At 55.8% G+C, this 18,751-nt stretch carries 22 protein-coding genes; 8 read left to right on the top strand and 14 right to left on the bottom strand.

Going from position 1 to position 18,751, the window contains the following annotated elements:
* Positions 1-21: 21 nt before the first annotated feature.
* Both ftsH and rlmE read right to left on the bottom strand, forming a co-directional pair.
* The gene (ftsH, locus tag V3W49_RS05250) at positions 22-1,956 is read right to left on the bottom strand and encodes an ATP-dependent zinc metalloprotease FtsH (RefSeq protein ID WP_500144140.1); all 1,935 of its coding nucleotides are present in this window, start codon (positions 1,954-1,956) and stop codon (positions 22-24) included.
* A gap of 56 nt (positions 1,957-2,012) precedes the next feature.
* On the bottom strand, positions 2,013-2,642 hold the full coding sequence (rlmE, locus tag V3W49_RS05245) for a 23S rRNA (uridine(2552)-2'-O)-methyltransferase RlmE (protein WP_500144139.1): 630 nt from the start codon (positions 2,640-2,642) through the stop codon (positions 2,013-2,015).
* 126 nt (positions 2,643-2,768) lie between these two features.
* Here rlmE and yhbY point away from each other — a divergent pair, with 126 nt between their 5' ends.
* A complete protein-coding gene (gene yhbY, locus V3W49_RS05240; protein ID WP_500144138.1) occupies positions 2,769-3,062 on the top strand; it encodes a ribosome assembly RNA-binding protein YhbY in 294 nt (97 codons plus the stop codon).
* A 158-nt stretch (positions 3,063-3,220) separates the two neighbouring features.
* Here yhbY and greA read toward each other — a convergent pair whose 3' ends face one another.
* Complete coding sequence (gene greA / locus V3W49_RS05235; protein ID WP_500144137.1) at positions 3,221-3,697, bottom strand: transcription elongation factor GreA; 477 nt, start codon at positions 3,695-3,697, stop codon at positions 3,221-3,223.
* Between the two features lie 252 nt (positions 3,698-3,949).
* Here greA and dacB point away from each other — a divergent pair, with 252 nt between their 5' ends.
* Genes dacB through pmrB form a run of 3 tightly spaced genes read left to right on the top strand, consistent with a single transcriptional unit; the run spans position 3,950 to position 7,103 of the window.
* Positions 3,950-5,383 (top strand): serine-type D-Ala-D-Ala carboxypeptidase, encoded by a 1,434-nt coding sequence (gene dacB, locus V3W49_RS05230; RefSeq protein ID WP_500144136.1) that lies wholly within the window; start codon positions 3,950-3,952, stop codon positions 5,381-5,383.
* A 2-nt stretch (positions 5,384-5,385) separates the two neighbouring features.
* Positions 5,386-6,048: a two-component system response regulator PmrA gene (gene pmrA, locus V3W49_RS05225; RefSeq protein ID WP_500144134.1), complete on the top strand. Its 663-nt coding sequence runs from the start codon at positions 5,386-5,388 to the stop codon at positions 6,046-6,048.
* Positions 6,045-7,103, top strand: a complete 1,059-nt coding sequence (gene pmrB / locus V3W49_RS05220) for a two-component system sensor histidine kinase PmrB (RefSeq protein ID WP_500144132.1) — start codon at positions 6,045-6,047, stop codon at positions 7,101-7,103. Before pmrA ends, pmrB begins: the two co-directional genes overlap by 4 nt.
* Before the next feature lie 72 nt (positions 7,104-7,175).
* Here the strand turns inward: pmrB and cgtA are convergent, their stop codons facing one another.
* The 4 genes from cgtA to rplU all read right to left on the bottom strand — a co-directional run bounded on the left by cgtA (position 7,176) and on the right by rplU (position 10,014).
* Entirely contained in the window at positions 7,176-8,348 is a 1,173-nt protein-coding gene (cgtA, locus tag V3W49_RS05215; RefSeq protein ID WP_500144130.1) for an Obg family GTPase CgtA, read from the bottom strand.
* A 16-nt stretch (positions 8,349-8,364) separates the two neighbouring features.
* The gene (locus V3W49_RS05210; protein ID WP_500144128.1) at positions 8,365-9,336 is read right to left on the bottom strand and encodes a DMT family transporter; all 972 of its coding nucleotides are present in this window, start codon (positions 9,334-9,336) and stop codon (positions 8,365-8,367) included.
* Between the two features lie 90 nt (positions 9,337-9,426).
* The gene (gene rpmA, locus V3W49_RS05205; RefSeq protein WP_002434222.1) at positions 9,427-9,684 is read right to left on the bottom strand and encodes a 50S ribosomal protein L27; all 258 of its coding nucleotides are present in this window, start codon (positions 9,682-9,684) and stop codon (positions 9,427-9,429) included.
* Positions 9,685-9,702: 18 nt separating this feature from the next.
* Complete coding sequence (rplU, locus tag V3W49_RS05200) at positions 9,703-10,014, bottom strand: 50S ribosomal protein L21 (RefSeq protein ID WP_138094227.1); 312 nt, start codon at positions 10,012-10,014, stop codon at positions 9,703-9,705.
* 259 nt (positions 10,015-10,273) lie between these two features.
* On the opposite strand from rplU, the gene ispB reads away from it, so the two are divergent.
* Together ispB and sfsB are read left to right on the top strand one after the other, a co-directional pair.
* Entirely contained in the window at positions 10,274-11,245 is a 972-nt protein-coding gene (ispB, locus tag V3W49_RS05195; RefSeq protein ID WP_500144127.1) for an octaprenyl diphosphate synthase, read from the top strand.
* Between the two features lie 176 nt (positions 11,246-11,421).
* Positions 11,422-11,685, top strand: coding sequence for a DNA-binding transcriptional regulator SfsB (gene sfsB, locus V3W49_RS05190; protein ID WP_500144126.1), 264 nt, complete (start codon positions 11,422-11,424; stop codon positions 11,683-11,685).
* 46 nt (positions 11,686-11,731) lie between these two features.
* Here sfsB and murA read toward each other — a convergent pair whose 3' ends face one another.
* The 7 genes from murA to mlaF form a co-directional block, all read right to left on the bottom strand.
* Entirely contained in the window at positions 11,732-12,994 is a 1,263-nt protein-coding gene (gene murA, locus V3W49_RS05185; RefSeq protein WP_500144125.1) for a UDP-N-acetylglucosamine 1-carboxyvinyltransferase, read from the bottom strand.
* Positions 12,995-13,044: 50 nt separating this feature from the next.
* Complete coding sequence (gene ibaG / locus V3W49_RS05180) at positions 13,045-13,299, bottom strand: BolA family iron metabolism protein IbaG (RefSeq protein ID WP_138094235.1); 255 nt, start codon at positions 13,297-13,299, stop codon at positions 13,045-13,047.
* 122 nt (positions 13,300-13,421) lie between these two features.
* A complete protein-coding gene (gene mlaB / locus V3W49_RS05175; protein ID WP_500144123.1) occupies positions 13,422-13,724 on the bottom strand; it encodes a lipid asymmetry maintenance protein MlaB in 303 nt (100 codons plus the stop codon).
* Entirely contained in the window at positions 13,724-14,359 is a 636-nt protein-coding gene (mlaC, locus tag V3W49_RS05170; RefSeq protein ID WP_500144122.1) for a phospholipid-binding protein MlaC, read from the bottom strand. Before mlaC ends, mlaB begins: the two co-directional genes overlap by 1 nt.
* A 16-nt stretch (positions 14,360-14,375) precedes the next feature.
* A complete protein-coding gene (mlaD, locus tag V3W49_RS05165; RefSeq protein ID WP_500144120.1) occupies positions 14,376-14,927 on the bottom strand; it encodes an outer membrane lipid asymmetry maintenance protein MlaD in 552 nt (183 codons plus the stop codon).
* A gap of 4 nt (positions 14,928-14,931) precedes the next feature.
* Positions 14,932-15,714, bottom strand: coding sequence for a lipid asymmetry maintenance ABC transporter permease subunit MlaE (gene mlaE / locus V3W49_RS05160; protein WP_500144118.1), 783 nt, complete (start codon positions 15,712-15,714; stop codon positions 14,932-14,934).
* A 7-nt stretch (positions 15,715-15,721) separates the two neighbouring features.
* The gene (mlaF, locus tag V3W49_RS05155) at positions 15,722-16,534 is read right to left on the bottom strand and encodes a phospholipid ABC transporter ATP-binding protein MlaF (protein WP_500144117.1); all 813 of its coding nucleotides are present in this window, start codon (positions 16,532-16,534) and stop codon (positions 15,722-15,724) included.
* Between the two features lie 231 nt (positions 16,535-16,765).
* Between mlaF and V3W49_RS05150 the strand changes: the two genes are divergently transcribed.
* Complete coding sequence (locus V3W49_RS05150) at positions 16,766-17,743, top strand: calcium/sodium antiporter (RefSeq protein ID WP_500144115.1); 978 nt, start codon at positions 16,766-16,768, stop codon at positions 17,741-17,743.
* Between the two features lie 12 nt (positions 17,744-17,755).
* Positions 17,756-18,742, top strand: a complete 987-nt coding sequence (gene kdsD / locus V3W49_RS05145) for an arabinose-5-phosphate isomerase KdsD (RefSeq protein WP_500144114.1) — start codon at positions 17,756-17,758, stop codon at positions 18,740-18,742.
* Positions 18,743-18,751: the final 9 nt, after the last annotated feature.

The following is an 18,751-nucleotide window of genomic DNA, read 5'->3' as shown; positions in this document are numbered from 1 at the left end:
TATTACGACAGGAGGCAGCGCTTATTTGTCGCCGGTCTGCTCTGACACGGTGTTGCCCGGCGTCGGGCCACGCGGCTCGTCAGTCGGACGCGGTGTACCATTGCTGCCGGTGCTGCTGCCGGAATCGCCTGCGTTAGGATCTTCCCAGCCCGCTGGCGGACGAACTTCCCGACGCGCCATCAGATCGTCTATCTGCGGAGCATCAATGGTTTCGTACTTCATTAGCGCGTCTTTCATCGCATGAAGAATATCCATATTATCGTTCAGAATCTGGCGAGCGCGGTTGTAGTTGCGCTCAATCATCGCCTTCACTTCCTGGTCGATAATACGTGCTGTCTCATCCGACATATGCTTCGCTTTCGCGACGCTACGGCCCAGGAAGACTTCGCCTTCCTCTTCCGCATACAGCAGTGGCCCCAGCTTCTCGGAAAAGCCCCACTGGGTAACCATGTTGCGCGCCAGATTGGTGGCAACTTTAATGTCGTTGGAGGCGCCGGTAGAGACATGCTCCGGCCCGTAGATAATCTCTTCCGCCAGACGGCCGCCGTAGAGCGTGGAGATCTGGCTTTCCAGTTTCTGACGGCTGGCGCTGATGGCATCACCTTCCGGCAGGAAGAAGGTCACCCCCAGTGCGCGACCGCGTGGAATAATCGTCACTTTGTGAACCGGATCGTGTTCCGGTACCAGGCGGCCAATAATGGCATGGCCTGCTTCATGATATGCCGTGGACTCCTTCTGGGCTTCGGTCATCACCATGGAGCGACGTTCCGCACCCATCATGATCTTATCCTTCGCCTTCTCAAATTCCACCATTGACACCACGCGTTTGTTACCGCGAGCGGCGAACAACGCCGCTTCGTTGACGAGGTTAGCCAGATCGGCACCGGAGAAGCCCGGAGTACCGCGAGCGATAATCGCCGCATCGATATCGGTCGCCAGCGGCACGCGGCGCATATGCACCTTCAGGATCTGTTCACGACCGCGCACATCCGGCAGCCCCACAACAACCTGGCGATCGAAACGACCAGGACGCAGCAACGCCGGATCCAGAACGTCCGGGCGGTTAGTCGCAGCGATAACGATGATACCTTCATTACCTTCGAAGCCGTCCATCTCAACCAGCATCTGGTTCAGGGTCTGCTCGCGCTCATCATGACCACCGCCAAGGCCAGCGCCACGCTGGCGGCCCACGGCATCGATCTCATCGATAAAGATAATGCAGGGTGCCGCTTTCTTCGCCTGTTCGAACATGTCACGTACACGAGACGCACCCACACCGACGAACATTTCGACGAAGTCGGAACCCGAAATAGTAAAGAACGGCACCTTCGCTTCGCCGGCGATCGCTTTCGCCAGCAGAGTTTTACCGGTTCCCGGCGGGCCCACCATCAGCACGCCTTTAGGAATTTTACCGCCCAGTTTCTGAAAACGGCTTGGCTCGCGCAGATACTCAACCAGCTCCCCCACCTCTTCTTTAGCCTCGTCGCAGCCCGCAACGTCGGCAAAGGTGGTTTTGATTTGGTCTTCGGTCAACATCCGCGCCTTACTCTTACCGAATGACATGGCGCCTTTACCGCCGCCGCCCTGCATCTGGCGCATAAAGAAGATCCAAACCCCGATAAGCAGCAGCATCGGGAACCAGGAAATAAAGATGGAAGCCAGCAGGCTCGGCTCTTCCGGCGGTTCACCAACCACTTTTACATTCTTGGTTACCAGGCTGTCGAGCAGTTTGGGATCGTTGATGGGGATATAAGTCGTGTATCGGTTACTATCTTTCTTGGTAACGTTGATCTCACGTCCGTTGATACGCGCTTCGCGAACCTGGTCCTGATTGACCTCTTGCAGGAAGGTAGAGTAGTCCACCCTACGGCCATTTGACTCGCTGGGCCCAAAGCTCTGGAATACTGACATCAGCACGACTGCGATGACCAGCCAGAGTATTAGGTTTTTCGCCATGTCACTCAAGGGATTAACCTCATATTACAACTGCGTTAACAAACAGCGTCAGGGTACTATAGTTTACGCCCGGTCGCTACAATGTACACTTCGCGTGAACGGGCACGAGAAGAGTCCGGTTTACGAACTTTCACTTTCGTAAACAGGGAGCGAATTTCCCGCAGGTACTCATCGAAACCTTCGCCCTGAAAAACTTTCACTACAAAACTTCCGCCCGGTGCCAGCACATCACGACACATTTCGAGCGCCAGTTCGACCAAATACATGGCGCGGGGAATATCAACTGCCGGAGTCCCGCTCATGTTTGGCGCCATATCTGACATGACAACCTGAACCTGACTATCGCCCACACGCTCCATTAGCGCATTCACGACTAATTCATCACGAAAGTCGCCCTGGAGAAAGTCCACACCAACGATAGGATCCATAGGTAAAAGATCGCAAGCGATGATGCGGCCCTTGCCCCCGATCTGAGTCACAACATATTGCGACCAGCCTCCGGGGGCGGCGCCAAGATCGACCACGGTCATTCCCGGCTTAAAAAGTTTGTCACTTTGCTGTATTTCATCAAGTTTAAACCAGGCTCGGGAGCGTAACCCCTTTTTCTGTGCCTGTTGAACATATTTATCGCTAAAGTGTTCCTGAAGCCAGCGGCTGGAGCTGGCAGAACGCTTTTTACCTGTCATTTCGCATTCCATCCGGGTTCATCGTAAAGCCGCTGCTCAAAAAAACTGCGTTAGCTTAGCTATACTCTCAATGGGAGATGGCGGTAGAATGGCCCGTTTTCAATCCCAATGTAAGTAAAAAACACGATGAATCTGAGTACTAAACAAAAACAGCACCTGAAAGGTCTGGCACATCCGCTTAAGCCTGTCGTCCAGCTTGGCGGTAATGGTTTGACCGAGGGGGTACTGGCCGAGATTGAACAAGCGCTGGCGCATCATGAGTTAATCAAGGTGAAGATTGCCGCAGAAGATCGCGATACCCGGGCCCTGATTGTGGATGCTATCGTGCGGGAGACCGGCGCCTGCAATATCCAGGTCATCGGTAAAACCCTTGTGCTGTATCGTCCCTCTGAAGAGCGCAAAATTTCTCTTCCTCGCTAAGAATCCTCTCAGTTTCGGGCTGCTGTGAACTGCCAGAAACGGCGATTTCTTGCCGGAGTGTGTGCAAAATGCCACGCCCCCTCAGTTGTTAAAAGGCCGCAATGCGGCCTTTTTCTTATCTTTACAATCTGACATCGCTTACTCAAGCGTAGCAGAAATCAAAGGTATTCGACCTTAACGATTTCATACTCAACTTCGCCGCCGGGTGTTTTAATCACCACCACATCATCCACTTCTTTACCTACCAGTCCACGAGCGATCGGAGAGTTGACGGAGATAAGATTCAGCTTAATGTCAGCCTCATCATCGCCCACTATGCGGTAGCACTGCTCTTCGTCACTATCAAGATTGAGAATGGTGACCGTGGCGCCGAAGATAACGCGACCGTTATTCGGCATTTTCGTCACGTCGATAATCTGAGCGTTAGAGAGCTTGCCTTCAATATCCTTAATGCGCCCTTCACAGAACCCCTGCTGTTCGCGAGCCGCGTGGTATTCCGCGTTCTCTTTCAGATCGCCATGCTCACGCGCTTCTGCAATCGCCGCAATAATCTCAGGGCGGCGGACGGATTTCAGGTGATCCAGCTCTTCGCGAAGTTTTTCTGCACCACGTAAAGTCATCGGAATAGGTTGCATTTCTTATACCTCTTAAAACTGTCCTGTTGGGATCGACACACCGCAGTCGGCGCTAACGTCTGCCCGGAAATCCCACTTTTTAGCCGGGAAAGAAACAAAAGAAAACCGACCCGGGGGAAAACCCCGGGTCAGTGATAATTTTTCTATTTGATACCCATTTTACCCGGAAGTTCCCCGGGGGTCATCGTTTACTTTGCGGTGCAATGCACCGTAGTATGACGGGCACGTTTCCAGGCCGTAACCGCGAGATTTATGCGATTTTCCAGTTTTATAATCGGGTTGACCAGCATTTTTACACTGAGCGCCCAGGCTGCCAGTGTGGATGAATACATTCAACAGCTTCCTGCAGGAAGCAACCTGGCGCTACAGGTTCAGAAGGTAGGAGCCAGTACGCCAACCCTGGATTATCACGGCCAGCAGATGGCGCTGCCGGCCAGTACCCAGAAGGTGATTACCGCGCTGGCGGCCCTGTTACAGCTGGGGCCGGATTACCGCTTCACCACCACGCTGGAGCGCCGCGGCGATGTGAAAGATGGCGTACTTCAGGGGGATCTGATCGCGCGCTTTAGCGGCGATCCCACGCTGCGCCGCCAGAGCATCCGCAATATGGTGACGGCGCTAAAAAAAGAGGGCGTACGGCGGATTAGCGGTAATATCCTGATCGACACCTCGGTCTTTACCAGCCACGATAAAGCGCCGGGCTGGCCATGGAACGATATGACCCAGTGCTTTAGCGCACCGCCCTCTGCCACCATTATCGATCGCAACTGCTTTTCCGTCTCGCTCTATAGCGCGCCGAAGCCCAACGACACGGCGTTTGTCCGCATCGCCTCCTATTATCCGGTGACGGTCTTCAGCCAGGTTCGCACCCTGGCCCGCGGGTCGGCGGATGCCCGTTACTGCGAACTGGACGTGGTACCTGGCGATCTTAACCGCTACACCCTGACCGGCTGCCTGTCGCAACGCAGCGATCCCTTGCCACTTGCCTTCGCCATTCAGGACGGTGCCGGCTATGCCGGAGCGATTATCAAAGACGAGCTAAAAACCGCAGGCATCAGTTACGACGGCTCCCTGATGCGACAAACCAGACCGGAAGCGCCAGGCACCGTGATTGCCAGCGTGAATTCGCCGCCACTGCACGATCTGCTGCGTATTATGTTGAAGAAGTCCGATAATATGATAGCCGATACCGTTTTCCGTACCATCGGTCGTGAGTATTTCGGGGTTCAGGGCACCTGGCGCGCCGGCGCCGACGCGGTACGTCAGCTGCTGCGCCAGAAGGCGGATATCGATCTGGGCAACACGATTCTGGTGGATGGCTCCGGTCTGTCGCGCCATAATCTGATTGCGCCCGCCACCATGATGAAAGTGTTGCAATATATTGCCGCCCACGACAGCGAGCTGAACTTTATTTCTATGCTGCCGCTGGCGGGTCACGACGGTTCGCTGCAGTATCGCGCCGGCCTGGATATCGCCGGAGTAAACGGTAAGGTTTCCGCCAAGACCGGCTCGTTGCAGGGGGTCTATAACCTGGCAGGCTTTATTACTACCGCCAGCGGCCAGAAGATGGCGTTTGTCCAGTTCCTGTCCGGTTACGCCGTACCGCCGGAGGATTACCGCAATCGTCGTATTCCTTTGTCCCGCTTCGAAGGGCGGCTTTATAAGGATATCTACCGGAATAACTAATTATGAAACTCCTCATTGTCGAAGATGATTTGCTGCTGCAACAGGGGCTGTCCCAGGCACTGGGCAACGAAGGTTACGCCCTGGACTGTGCAGCCAGCGCCGCCGAAGCGGACGCGCTGATTCAGAGCGGTGAGTACAGCCTGGTTATCCTCGATCTCGGCCTGCCGGATAAAGACGGCGCGACGCTGTTAAACCAGTGGCGACGCCGCGGCACCAATAATCCGGTGCTGATTCTGACCGCCCGTGACACCCTGGAAGACAGAGTCCAGGGGCTGGATGCCGGGGCCGACGACTATCTGGTAAAGCCCTTCGCGCTAACTGAGCTTCAGGCCAGGGTGCGGGCGCTGATTCGTCGCTGGCAAGGGCACAGTGACAATCTGCTGCAGCAGGACGATCTTACCCTGAATCTGCAAACCCAGCAGGTGCTATTGAGTGGTCAGTCGGTGGAGGTCACCCCCAAAGAGTTCGCCCTGCTGTGCCGCCTGATTATGCGGGTCGGTCAAACGGTACACCGCGAAACGCTTCAACAGGATATCTACAGCTGGCAGGATGACCCCGGCTCAAACACGCTGGAAGTGCATATCCATAATTTACGCCGCAAACTGGGTAAAGAGCGGATAAAAACAGTACGCGGCGTTGGCTATCGGCTGGAGAAAGCGCAGTGAATAGTATGCGCCGCCGTCTGATGATTATGCTGGCGGCGATTCTGCTGTTCTTTCAGTTGGTCAGCGTGATCTGGCTGTGGCACGAAAGCCAGGAGCAAATCGGCTTTCTGGTTAACGAAACGCTGTCGGCGCAGACGCGCAACCAGCATGTGGAAAAAGAGATCCACGAGGCCATCGCTTCACTGCTGGTGCCTTCGCTGGTAATGGTGAGTTTTACCCTGTTCTTTTCGTTCTGGGCCGTGAGCTGGATCACCCGTCCGCTGAACCGCCTGCGCAGCAGTCTCGCCAGCCGCTCAGCCGATAATCTTTCACCGCTGCCGATGTATACCGATATGGAGGAGGTCGCGGCCGTCACCACCTCCATCAATCAGCTACTGGCGCGCCTGGACAGCACCATTCAGCAGGAGCGCCTGTTCACCGCCGACGCCGCTCATGAGCTCCGCACGCCGCTGGCGGGCATCCGCCTGCATCTGGAACTGCTGGAGCAGCAGGGAATGCCCAAGGCCGACCTGCTGATTGAACGTATCGACCGTTTGATGCATACCGTTGGTCAGTTGCTGATGCTGTCACGAGCCGGCCAGGCGCTGGCCAGCGGCCACTACGCCACCATTAACTGGCGCAACGATATTATCGCTCCGCTGAGCATGGAGGCTGAAGAGATGGCGCTGCAGCGCCAGCAGCGCATTCTCTGGCCGATGGCCTCGCCGCTGATGGCGGAAGGCGATGCGGTACTGCTGCGCCTGATGCTGCGCAATCTGCTGGAGAATGCCTGCCGTTACGGGCCTGAAGGCGGAACGATCGAGGTACGACTGAGTCAGGCGCAGGAAGGAACGCGACTCACGGTGATCGACGAAGGGCCGGGCATTGATGAAGAGCACCAACTGAAAATTACCGAGCCGTTTCGCCGCCTCGATCAACGCTACGGCGGTAGCGGGCTTGGGTTAAGCATTATTCAGCGTATCGTGCAGCTTCACCGGGGAAAAATTATCCTGGAAAACCGTCGCGATCGCTCAGGCCTGGAAGCAGGCTGCTGGCTGCCCGCTCATATCGATTAACAAAACGCCCCTTATTCTCATCCTCTCCCGGCACGAGAGAAGATGATGAACCCGGGGCGTTTTCCACGACTATCAGCGCTCGTAGATAATTTCTACGCCTTCGTCGTCGTCTTCATCCCAGTCATCGTCCCAGTCGTCATCTTCTTCACTGCTGGCCTCTTCCAGTTGCTGACGATGGTAGTCATCCCACATGAATTCCACTTTCTCAGGCTGCTTTTCATCTTCTTCTTTATGAACCGGGTTCTCGATGATGAAGTTCATCACATCCCAGCACAGCGCGTTGACGCCGTCGTGGCTGGCTGCGGAGATCAGGTAGTGTTTACCTTCCCAGCCAAGCGCATCGGCAATTTCCTGAGCCTTCGCTTGCGCTTCTGCTCTGTCCATCAGATCGACTTTGTTAAACACCAGCCAGCGCGGTTTTTCAGCCAGCTTGCTGCTGTATTTCTCCAGCTCGCTGATGATTACCCGGGCGTTTTCTACCGGATCGGACTCGTCGATGGGAGCGATATCGATCAGATGCAGCAGCACCCGGCAACGCTCCAGATGCTTCAGAAAGCGGATCCCCAGACCCGCGCCTTCCGCAGCGCCTTCGATTAGCCCCGGGATGTCCGCCACCACAAAGCTCTTTTCGCTGTCCATACGCACCACGCCCAGGCTTGGTACCAGGGTGGTAAACGGATAGTCAGCCACTTTCGGCTTGGCCGCGGAAACCGAACGGATAAAGGTGGATTTACCGGCATTAGGCAGACCCAGCATACCGACATCCGCCAGCAGCATCAGCTCCAGCAGCAGATCGCGCTTCTCGCCCGGCGTACCGTTAGTCTTCTGACGTGGGGTACGGTTAACCGAAGATTTAAAGCGAGTATTGCCCAGGCCATGCCAGCCGCCTTTAGCGACCATCAGGCGCTGACCGTGCCTGGTCATATCGCCCATCACTTCGCCGGTGCCCTGATCGGTCACCCGGGTGCCTACCGGCACTTTAATGGAAACGTCTTTACCACGCCTGCCGGTACAGTCCCGGCTCTGGCCATTCTGACCACGTTCGGCGCGGAACGCTTTTTCAAAGCGATAGTCGATCAGGGTGTTCAGGTTCTCATCGGCTTCCAGCCAGATATCGCCCCCGTCTCCCCCATCGCCCCCGTCCGGGCCCCCTTTCGGGATGTATTTTTCGCGGCGGAAACTGACGCAGCCGTTACCGCCATCGCCCGCGACGACCAGAATCTTCGCTTCATCAACAAACTTCATCTTACTTCTCCGTAACTCATTCGCCCGGGCGGGTGGTGGGCATCGCCACCGCCGCGTCATGCTTACGTAAACCGCCCCAGAGACGGTGACCGATAGCGGAATACATCGCGCCCGATACCACGACGAAAGCCCCCACCAGCGCCAGCAAATTATGCATAGGTCTGTCGAAGACCAGGGGCCAGGCGAGTGACAACAATTCAGAAAACAGCAGCGTAAACAGCGGCGTCAACGTAATCAAAGCGCTAACCTGCGCCGCCTGCCAGCGCGCCATGGCTTCCGCCAGCGCGCCATAGCCCACCAGCGTATTCAGCCCGCAAAAAATAAGACAGGCGAACTGCCAGCTATCAAGCTGCATAATGACGCCGGGGCTGGCCAACGGCAATAACGCCATTGTACACAAAATATACAGCAATAATAAAATCTGCTGTGACGCCAGACGGCGCAGCAGAACTTTTTGGGCCAGGCCATAGCACACCCACGAACAGGCGGCCCCAACACCAAAAATTACCCCCCAGGTGTAATCCGTGAGCCGGGTGAAAATCTCCACCAGACTGGTGTTGAAAAACATAATTAGCCCGCTCAACAGCATCAGCGCCCCCACCACCTGGGTGCCGCGCATCTTCTCTTTAAGCACCACAACGCTTGCCGCCATCAGCCCGACCGGCGAAAGCTGGCCAATCACCTGGGAGGCGGTGGGGTTCAGATACTGAAGTGAGGAGCTGAACAGGATAAAGTTGCCAAACAAACCGCCGGTTGCTATCGCCAGCAGTCCCAGCCAGCGCGGTTTACGAAACATTCGCATCGGCGGTAGTTGACCGCGCATCGCCAGAATGGGGGCCAGCCCAATCCCTGCCATCAGGAAACGATAAAACACCACCGTCGGAGGATCCATAACCTCCAGCACCTGCTTCATGGCTATCGGTAACGCGCCCCAGCACATCGCAGTGATGATAGCCAGAACGAAACCGATGCCAGCCTGCTGTTTCATCGCACTCTCTCTCCGTCGTGCCTGCCCCAGAATAATAAAAAGCCCCGCAACGTGTTGCGGGGCTCTATCCGTTACCGGGACTCGAAAAACTTATTCAGCGACGATGCTGATAAATTTACGGTTTTTCGGGCCTTTCACTTCGAACTTAACTTTACCGTCAGTCAAAGCGAACAGAGTGTGGTCACGGCCGCAACCAACGTTGGTGCCGGCATGGAACTTGGTGCCACGCTGACGAACGATGATGCTACCAGCCAGAACTGCTTCACCGCCAAAGCGCTTTACGCCCAGACGTTTTGCTTCTGAATCGCGACCGTTACGAGTTGAGCCGCCAGCCTTTTTGTGTGCCATTTTACCTGCTCCCCTGTATTAAGCGCTGATGCCAGTGATCTTCACATCAGTGAACCACTGACGGTGACCCTGCTGCTTACGGTGATGTTTACGACGACGGAACTTAACGATCTTAACTTTCTCGCCGCGACCATGAGCAATGATTTCAGCCTTGATTACGCCGCCATCAACGAAAGGAACGCCGATTTTGACATCTTCGCCATCAGCAACCATCAGAACTTCGTTGAATTCAACGGATTCACCAGTTGCGATGTCCAGCTTTTCCAGGCGAACGGTCTGACCTTCGCTTACTCGGTGTTGTTTACCACCACTTTGGAAAACTGCGTACATAAAAAACTCCGCTTTCCGCGCTGGCCTTTCTTTGATTCAGGCTGCGCTACAAATATTCACAATAGGGCGCGAATATTACGCAAATAGTGAGGCTTTGACAAGCCCGATCGACGCTCTGCACAGAAAAAAAACGCAACTGCGACGGCGCCGTTTATCTGCCGCGTTTTTACGGTACAATCTGAGTAATTGAGTATACGATTCCCCATTACGTTATCCCGTAGGGATGTGTGGTCAACAGGACGATAGCCAGATTTTTGCGATGAATTTAGAGAATATTAATCAGTTAACCGCGCAAGATATGGCGGGTGTCAACGCAGTCATCCTTGAGCAACTCAACACTGATGTTCAGCTTATCAATCAGTTAGGGTACTACATCATTAGCGGTGGCGGAAAACGCATTCGCCCTATGATAGCCGTACTCTCTGCCCGGGCGCTCGACTATCAGGGAGACGCGCACATTACGACCGCGGCGTTGATTGAGTTTATCCACACAGCCACCCTGCTGCATGACGATGTGGTGGATGAGTCCGATATGCGCCGCGGTAAAGCGACAGCCAATGCCGCTTTTGGTAACGCTGCCAGCGTGCTGGTGGGCGATTTTATCTATACCCGCGCCTTCCAGATGATGACCCGCCTGGGGTCGCTAAAGGTGCTGGAGGTGATGTCCGAGGCGGTCAACGTCATCGCGGAAGGCGAAGTCTTGCAGTTGATGAACGTTAACGATCCCGACATTACCGAAGAAAGCTATATGCGGGTCATCTACAGCAAAACCGCCCGCCTGTTTGAAGCGGCCAGTCAGTGCGCGGGGATTCTGGCCGGCGCCACGCCAGAACAGGAAAAAGCGCTGCAGGATTACGGCCGCTATCTGGGTACCGCTTTCCAGCTGATTGACGATCTGCTGGATTACAGCGCCGACGGAGAAACCCTGGGCAAGAATGTCGGCGACGATCTGAACGAAGGCAAACCAACGCTGCCTCTGCTGCACGCCATGCATAACGGCACGCCGGAACAGGCCCTGATGATTCGTAACGCCATTGAAGAAGGCAACGGGCGTCATTTACTGGAACCGGTACTGGAAACCATGGCCGCCTGCGGCTCGCTGGAGTGGACTCGCCTACGGGCAGAGGAAGAAGCCGATAAAGCCATCGCCGCCCTCGCCGTTCTGCCTGATACGCCTCACCGTGACGCTCTGATTGCGCTGGCGCATATCGCCGTACAGCGCAACCACTGATTTTCTCCCGCGTCGCCCGACGCGGGTTTTCACTCGTTTCATTTCCCTCTGTGCATCAGGCCACATTTCAGCGCGTTTTAGAAACATACTGGAACCATTGATAACCGTTTATGTTATAAACAGGAGGCAATGAAGTCACCGGAGCTATGACACATTCTGCTGACAGGGAGAAAGGAATGAAAAACCAATACGTCGACTGGCACTCTGCCGATATTATTGCCGCACTACGCAAGAAGGGAACGTCACTGGCGGCGGTTTCACGCGGCGCCGGGCTTAGCTCATCTACGCTTGCCAACGCCCTAACCCGGCCGTGGCCGAAAGGTGAGCGGCTGATCGCCGAAGCGCTGGGCACCGATCCGTGGGTAATCTGGCCATCGCGCTATCACGATCCCATCACCCACGAGTTTATCGACAGAACCCGGTGTATCCGCCAGCGCTAAACAAAAACGGGGCCGTCAGGCCCCGTTTTTGAATTCGCCTTAGCGATTATTCTTCACCGGAGACGCGTTCAATTCGGGCCCCCAATGCCTGCAGCTTGTCTTCAATACGTTCGTAACCGCGATCGATATGGTAGATCCGCTCCACAATCGTAGCGCCTTCGGCGATACAGCCTGCCAGCACCAGGCTCGCAGAGGCACGCAGATCGGTTGCCATCACCTGGGCCCCGGACAGATGCTCCACGCCGTGGCAGATAGCGGTGTTGCTTTCGATCTCCGCGTGTGCGCCCATACGGATCAGTTCAGGTACGTGCATAAAGCGGTTTTCAAAAATGGTCTCGGTGATGACGCCGGTGCCTTCAGCCACCATATTCAGCAGCGTAAACTGCGCCTGCATATCGGTCGGGAATCCCGGGTGCGGCGCAGTACGCACGTTCACTGCTTTCGGACGCTTGCCGTGCATATCCAGACTTATCCAGTCTTCACCGGTTTCGATATCAGCGCCGGCTTCGCGCAGCTTGGCCAGCACCGCATCCAGCGTGTGCGGGCAGGCATTGCGGCACATCACCTTACCGCCAGATACCGCTGCCGCCACCAGGAAGGTACCGGTTTCAATACGATCCGGCAGTACGCGCCATACGCCACCGCCCAGTCGTTCAACCCCTTCAATGGTGATGCGATCGCTCCCCATACCAGTGATTTTCGCGCCCAGCTCATTCAGGAAATTGGCGGTATCGACAATTTCCGGCTCACGCGCCGCGTTTTCAATCACGGTGGTGCCTTCCGCCAGGGTGGCTGCGGTCATGATGGTTACGGTAGCGCCAACGCTGACCTTATCCATCACGATATGGGCTCCTTTCAGACGACCATCAACCGATGCCTTAACGTAGCCTTCTTCCAGTTTGATTTCAGCGCCCAACTGCTCCAGACCGCTGATATGCAGATCCACAGGACGAGCGCCGATAGCGCAACCGCCGGGCAGCGAAACCTGCCCCTGACCAAAGCGTGCCACCAGTGGCCCCAGGGCCCAGATAGAAGCACGCATGGTTTTCACCAGTTCGTAAGGGGCACAGAAAATGTTGACCTTGCTGGCATCGATCCAGACAGACCCATTACGCTCCACTTTGGTGCCCAGCTGGCTGAGCAGCTTCATAGTGGTATCGATGTCCCTGAGTTTTGGAACATTCTGAATCTCTACCGGCTCTTCCGCCAGCAGGGCCGCGAACAAAATCGGCAGGGCCGCGTTTTTCGCTCCGGAAATCGCCACTTCCCCGCTCAGCCGGGTCGGCCCCTGTACACGAAACTTATCCATTCAACAGTTCTCTATTATTCAATCTCTGCTACCGGCGCTACGCCCATAGCTTAAAAGCCGTTTAGTTTACGGTCGCGTTCCCATTCCTGTGGGGTATAAGCCTTAATAGAGACCGCGTGGATGCGGTTCTCGGCAATCAGCTCCATCAGCGGCGCATAAACGGCCTGCTGTTTCTTCACGCGACTCATATCGGCGAACAGGTCACCCACCGCGATAACCTGAAAGTGGCTGCCGTCACCGGAGACGTGGGCTTCCTGAAGGGGCAGTGCGTTCATCAACACTGTCTGAATTTCATGATTTTCCATGGGTTCACTTCGTCGGATAGTCAAAACAGCCCCACATCTTAGTGGAAAGTGGCGCACGCTTAAACAGGCAAAACGGCCCGGATTGTAACAATCATCCGGGCCGCGAGGTAAAGTGCTGAAAACTAGAGGCTGTCTGAAGGAAAAGCCGTAGACGGCAAATTATAGAGCCGGGCCAGGGTTCGCAAACTGGGGCTGGCGCCGCCAATCGTCACCGACTGCCCGGAAGCACTCGCCATGGCTACCAGATGTACCAGCAGCGCCAGCCCAGCGGTATCCACCCGTTCCAGACTTTGCAGGGCAATATGACTCAGGCCCTGGCTTGCTTCCGCTCGCGCGTCCCACAGCTCACGCAGCGTTTCTTCTTCCAGAACACCTTCCAGGTTCAGCGTCTCGTCCTGACGCGACCAGCGCAGCAATGCGGACATTACTTCTTCTCGTCCAGCGTGATTTTCTGCCGGGAGATAGATTTCAGCTGCGCGGTCAGACCGTCGATACCTTTAGTACGCAGCAAATCACTCCACTCGTTCTGTTTGGTGGTGATCATGCTGACGCCTTCAGCGATCATATCGTAAGCCTGCCACTTGCCACTCTGGGTATTCTTACGCCACTGAAAGTCCAGGCGTACCGGCGGACGGCCATTCGGATCGATAATGGTGACGCGGATCGGTACGATGGTGGCATCGCCCAGCGGCTTTTCAGGTGCGACCTGGTAGGTCTGACCGTGGTACATTGCCAGCGCCTGGCCGTAAGCCTGCTTCAGATATTCACGAAACGCGGCGAAGTAAGCTTCACGCTGTGCCGGCGTGGCTTCTTTATAATAGCGGCCCAGCACCAGCGCACCGGCATATTTTACCTGGACATAGGGCAGCAGTTCCTGATCGACTACCTGACGCAGGTAGTCTGGATTCTGACGAATCTTCGGCTGTTCGTTCTTCAGACGATCAAAGGTCTTTTTCGCCGCTTCGTTCATGACCTGATAAGGGTTGGACATATCCGCTGCCGCCGCCGTTGCCAGCGGCGCAATCACCAGCATGGCGACCATTAATATACGTTTAAGCATTGAATTTTCTCCTGAATTACTTCGTCGTGCCGGTTTGCGGCTGTGTTCCATTATCTTCGGTAGCGGCCTTATCGCCATCATCCGAATTCTTATTATCGTCGCTGTTGCTCTTATACAGGAACTGACCGATCAGATCCTCCAGCACCATCGCCGATTTGGTGTCCTGAATGGTATCACCATCCTTAAGAATAGCGGTTCCCAGCTCCGGATCCTCAAAACCGACATTCAGGGCCAGGTACTGCTCACCCAGCAGTCCGGAAGTGCGAATCGCCAGCGAGCTGGTATCCGGGATATGGTTATAGCGCTGTTCAATATCCATCGCGACCCGCGGCAGGTAGCTTTTCGGGTCAAGGGAGATATCGTGCACCCGACCAATAGTGACCCCACCAATACGGATCGGCGAACGCTCTTTCAGGCCACCGATATTATCGAAGGTCGCATAGAGGCGATAAGTCGGTTCGCTGTTCAGCGCAGTAACGTTTGCCACCTTCAGGCACAGAAAAACGGCGGCCACCAGCGCTATCAATAAAAACGCGCCGACCCAGATTTCAGATTTCTTGGTTTGCATTCACTTAATTCCCAAACATCAGTGCCGTCAGCACAAAATCCAGACCCAGTACCGCCAGTGACGCATGCACGACGGTACGCGTGGTAGCCCGGCTAATTCCCGCGGAGGTAGGCACCGCATCGTAGCCGTTAAACAGCGCAATCCAGCTTACGGTTACGGCAAACACCACGCTCTTAATCACGCAGTTCACCAGATCCATACGCCAGTCGACCGCGTTCTGCATGGCAGACCAGAAAAAGCCGGCGTCGATACCTTTCCAGGTCACGCCCACCAGCGCACCGCCCAGAATCCCGACGGCCACAAAAATGATCGACAGCAGCGGCAGCGAAATAATGCCAGCCCAGAAGCGCGGCGAAACCACCCTGCGCAGCGGATCCACCGCCATCATCTCCATGCTGGAGAGCTGCTCGGTCGCCTTCATCAGGCCAATCTCCGCCGTTAAGGCCGAACCGGCGCGTCCGGCGAACAGCAGCGCCGTGACCACCGGCCCCAGTTCGCGCAGCAGCGACAGCGCCACCATCATGCCAAGACTGGTTTCCGCACTGTAGGTAGTCAGCACCAGATAGCCCTGAAGCCCCAGAACCATCCCGATAAACAGCCCGGAAACGATGATGATCATCAACGACAGCACGCCGACGTTATAGAGTTGTTTAACCAGCAATGGGGCGTGTTTACGGAACTCCGGCTTGCCCACCAGCGCGTTAAACAACATTAACCCGGCGCGACCAAACGCGGCGCAGATTTCTATTCCGCGACGGCCGAACGACGCCAGTGCATTCAGAAGCATGAGCGGCTCAACTCCCTGTTCCAGTTAAATCGTGTTGGTAATCCCCGGCGGGATAGCGGAACGGCACGGGGCCATCGGCAATGCCGTCCAGAAACTGACGCACCCGGGGATCCTGATTATCGGCAAGCGACTGGGGCGAGCCTTCAGCCACTACTCGCCGATCGGCCACAATCCAGGCATGATCGGCGATACTCAGCACCTCCGGCACGTCGTGAGATACCACGATGCAGGTGACGCCCAACGAACTGTTCAGCTCGGAGATAAGCTTCACCAGCACGCCCATGGTAATGGGATCCTGGCCCACAAAAGGCTCATCGAACATGATTAGATCCGGTTCCAGCGCGATGGCGCGCGCCAGCGCGGCCCGACGCGCCATACCGCCGGACAGTTCGGAGGGCATCAGCGACGCCGCGCCGCGCAGCCCGACGGCTTCCAGCTTCATCATCACCGTGCTGTGCAGCAGCGGCTCCGGCAATCGGGTATGTTCGCGCAGCGGCCATGCCACGTTTTCGAATACGGTGAGATCGGTAAAAAGCGCCCCGGACTGGAACAACATACTCATCCGCTTACGCACCTGATAAAGCCGCGAACGCGACATGGCGGGTATGTTTTCTCCGTCGAAAAGAATCTCTCCGGCATCCGGTTGGATCTGACCGCCGATCAGGCGCAACAGCGTCGTTTTACCGATACCGGAAGGGCCCATTATCGCCGTAATCTTCCCTCGGGGTACGAAAAGCGTAACATCGTCAAAAATACGCCGCTCCCCTCTCGAGAAGCTGACTCCCCGCACCTCGACCAGATTCGTCTGCGTCTGGCTCATCTATTAGAGTTCCTGTTTACGCATAAGATTCGCTCTGTTACAGAGCACGCACCAAAACCCTGCATTCTTACAGAAGAATAACGCGGGAGGTTAGCTAAAGCTGGCATTTGTTTTACTTTTGTCCTTCTAAAAGTCAAAATTAAGAATTAAACGCAACTAACACAGAACTGTATGCGCGCCCGGGGTTTCCAGCCAATGGACCGGCGATTATACCTTCCTTGAGGATTCTGCATGCTTTTAGCTACGGCTCTGTTAATCATTGGTTTATTGCTGGTTGTTTACGGCGCGGATCGGTTAGTGTTTGCCGCGTCGATTCTTGGCCAGAGTCTGGGCGTTCCGCCGCTGATTATTGGCCTTACCGTCGTCAGTATCGGCACTTCCCTGCCGGAGATTATCGTCTCGGCGGCAGCGGGGCTACACGGCCAGTTGGATCTGGCTGTTGGAACGGCGCTGGGATCCAATATCACCAATATATTGCTGATACTGGGCCTTGGGGCGCTGCTGCACCCTTTTACCGTGCATTCCGATATTCTGCGCCGCGAGTTACCCTTAATGTTAGCGCTTAGCGTTCTGTGTGGTTTTTTGCTGTATGACGGCAACCTGAGCCGACTGGATGGCGTGATATTGCTGGCAACCGCCGTGCTTTATTTGCTGTTTACCGTTAAGATTGCCCGTCTCGCCCAACGTCAGGGTAACGATCCTCTGACTAATGAGCAAATACTGGAGTTACCGCGCGGCGCAAACCAGCCGGTGGCTTTTCTCTGGTTGGGCGTCGCGCTGCTGATTATTCCAGTCGCGACCCGAATGGTGATTGATAACGCGACCGTTCTGGCTAACGCCTTTTCGGTGAGCGAGCTGCTGCCGGGGCTGACGATCGTCTCCGTCGGCACCAGCCTGCCCGAGCTGGCGACCGTGATTGCAGGCGCACGTAAAGGCGAGGGCGATATCGCCATCGGGAATATCATTGGCGCTAACATTTTTAATATCGCCATCGTGCTTGGGCTGCCGGCACTGCTCTCGCCCGGTGTCTTTGACCCTCAGGCCATCGTTCGGGACTATGGCCTGATGCTGTTAGTCAGCGCACTGTTCGCCCTGCTGTGCTGGCGTAAGAAGCGCCATATCGGACGCACGGTAGGTGCCCTGTTAACCTGTGGATTTTTTGTATGGATGACGGTGCTGTTTATCACGGCCCCTCGTCTCGTTGAATAACTGGAAAAGATTATGTCGCAGATTGCTATACCACCCGGTTTCGACTTTCAGCAAGCGGGTAAAGAGGTGCTGGAGATCGAACGTGAAGGGATCAATCAACTGACGCAGTATATCAATGAGGACTTCACGCGCGCCTGCGAACTGATATTCCACTGCCCCGGAAAAATCGTGGTGATGGGCATGGGCAAATCAGGCCATATCGGCCGTAAGATGGCGGCCACTTTCGCCAGCACCGGTACGCCTTCTTTCTTCGTCCATCCCGGCGAAGCCAGCCATGGCGATCTGGGCATGGTGACGGCGCAGGATGTGGTCGTTGCTATCTCTAACTCCGGCGAATCCAGCGAGATCCTGGCGCTTATCCCGGTGCTGAAGCGCCTGCGAGTGCCGCTTATCTGTATCTCCGGCCGCCCGGAAAGCGCTATGGGCCGCGCCGCTGATGTCCATCTGTGCATTAAAGTGTCGCAGGAAGCCTGCCCGCTGGGGCTGGCGCCGACCACCAGTACCACTGCCACACTGGTCATGGGCGATGCCCTGGCGGTGGCGTTACTGAAAGCCCGCGGCTTCACCGCTGAAGACTTCGCCCTCTCTCACCCAGGCGGCGCGCTGGGGCGCAAGCTGCTACTGCGGGTTAACGATATTATGCACACCGGTGACGAAATCCCCCGGGTCAGCAAACGGGCGACTCTGCGCGATGCCCTGCTGGAGATCACGCGCAAAAATCTGGGCATGACGGTTGTCTGCGACGAAGATATGACCATCGAAGGCATCTTCACCGACGGCGACCTGCGCCGTGTCTTCGATACCGGCGTCGATCTTTATAAACTGAATATCACCGACGTCATGACCACTGGCGGCATTCGCGTACGCCCCGACACCCTGGCGGTGGACGCGCTCAACCTGATGCAGAGCCGCCATATCACTTCGGTGATGGTTGCCGATGGCGACAAGTTACTCGGTGTGTTACATATGCATGACTTACTGCGCGCAGGCGTGGTGTAACGAAGGATA

Source organism: Rosenbergiella sp. YN46 (assembly GCF_036620675.1).
In the GTDB taxonomy this organism is placed as follows: Bacteria; Pseudomonadota; Gammaproteobacteria; order Enterobacterales; family Enterobacteriaceae; genus Jejubacter.
This window is presented reverse-complemented; position numbering and strand designations above follow the sequence as displayed.

Coding starts and splice junctions, on each gene's coding strand:
- ftsH (WP_500144140.1), bottom strand. CDS start 1,956: ATGGCGAAAAACCTAATACTCTGGCTGGTCATCGCAGTCGTGCTGATG.
- rlmE (WP_500144139.1), bottom strand. CDS start 2,642: ATGACAGGTAAAAAGCGTTCTGCCAGCTCCAGCCGCTGGCTTCAGGAA.
- yhbY (WP_500144138.1), top strand. CDS start 2,769: ATGAATCTGAGTACTAAACAAAAACAGCACCTGAAAGGTCTGGCACAT.
- greA (WP_500144137.1), bottom strand. CDS start 3,697: ATGCAACCTATTCCGATGACTTTACGTGGTGCAGAAAAACTTCGCGAA.
- dacB (WP_500144136.1), top strand. CDS start 3,950: ATGCGATTTTCCAGTTTTATAATCGGGTTGACCAGCATTTTTACACTG.
- pmrA (WP_500144134.1), top strand. CDS start 5,386: ATGAAACTCCTCATTGTCGAAGATGATTTGCTGCTGCAACAGGGGCTG.
- cgtA (WP_500144130.1), bottom strand. CDS start 8,348: ATGAAGTTTGTTGATGAAGCGAAGATTCTGGTCGTCGCGGGCGATGGC.
- V3W49_RS05210 (WP_500144128.1), bottom strand. CDS start 9,336: ATGAAACAGCAGGCTGGCATCGGTTTCGTTCTGGCTATCATCACTGCG.
- rpmA (WP_002434222.1), bottom strand. CDS start 9,684: ATGGCACACAAAAAGGCTGGCGGCTCAACTCGTAACGGTCGCGATTCA.
- rplU (WP_138094227.1), bottom strand. CDS start 10,014: ATGTACGCAGTTTTCCAAAGTGGTGGTAAACAACACCGAGTAAGCGAA.
- ispB (WP_500144127.1), top strand. CDS start 10,274: ATGAATTTAGAGAATATTAATCAGTTAACCGCGCAAGATATGGCGGGT.
- sfsB (WP_500144126.1), top strand. CDS start 11,422: ATGAAAAACCAATACGTCGACTGGCACTCTGCCGATATTATTGCCGCA.
- murA (WP_500144125.1), bottom strand. CDS start 12,994: ATGGATAAGTTTCGTGTACAGGGGCCGACCCGGCTGAGCGGGGAAGTG.
- ibaG (WP_138094235.1), bottom strand. CDS start 13,299: ATGGAAAATCATGAAATTCAGACAGTGTTGATGAACGCACTGCCCCTT.
- mlaB (WP_500144123.1), bottom strand. CDS start 13,724: ATGTCCGCATTGCTGCGCTGGTCGCGTCAGGACGAGACGCTGAACCTG.
- mlaC (WP_500144122.1), bottom strand. CDS start 14,359: ATGCTTAAACGTATATTAATGGTCGCCATGCTGGTGATTGCGCCGCTG.
- mlaD (WP_500144120.1), bottom strand. CDS start 14,927: ATGCAAACCAAGAAATCTGAAATCTGGGTCGGCGCGTTTTTATTGATA.
- mlaE (WP_500144118.1), bottom strand. CDS start 15,714: ATGCTTCTGAATGCACTGGCGTCGTTCGGCCGTCGCGGAATAGAAATC.
- mlaF (WP_500144117.1), bottom strand. CDS start 16,534: ATGAGCCAGACGCAGACGAATCTGGTCGAGGTGCGGGGAGTCAGCTTC.
- V3W49_RS05150 (WP_500144115.1), top strand. CDS start 16,766: ATGCTTTTAGCTACGGCTCTGTTAATCATTGGTTTATTGCTGGTTGTT.
- kdsD (WP_500144114.1), top strand. CDS start 17,756: ATGTCGCAGATTGCTATACCACCCGGTTTCGACTTTCAGCAAGCGGGT.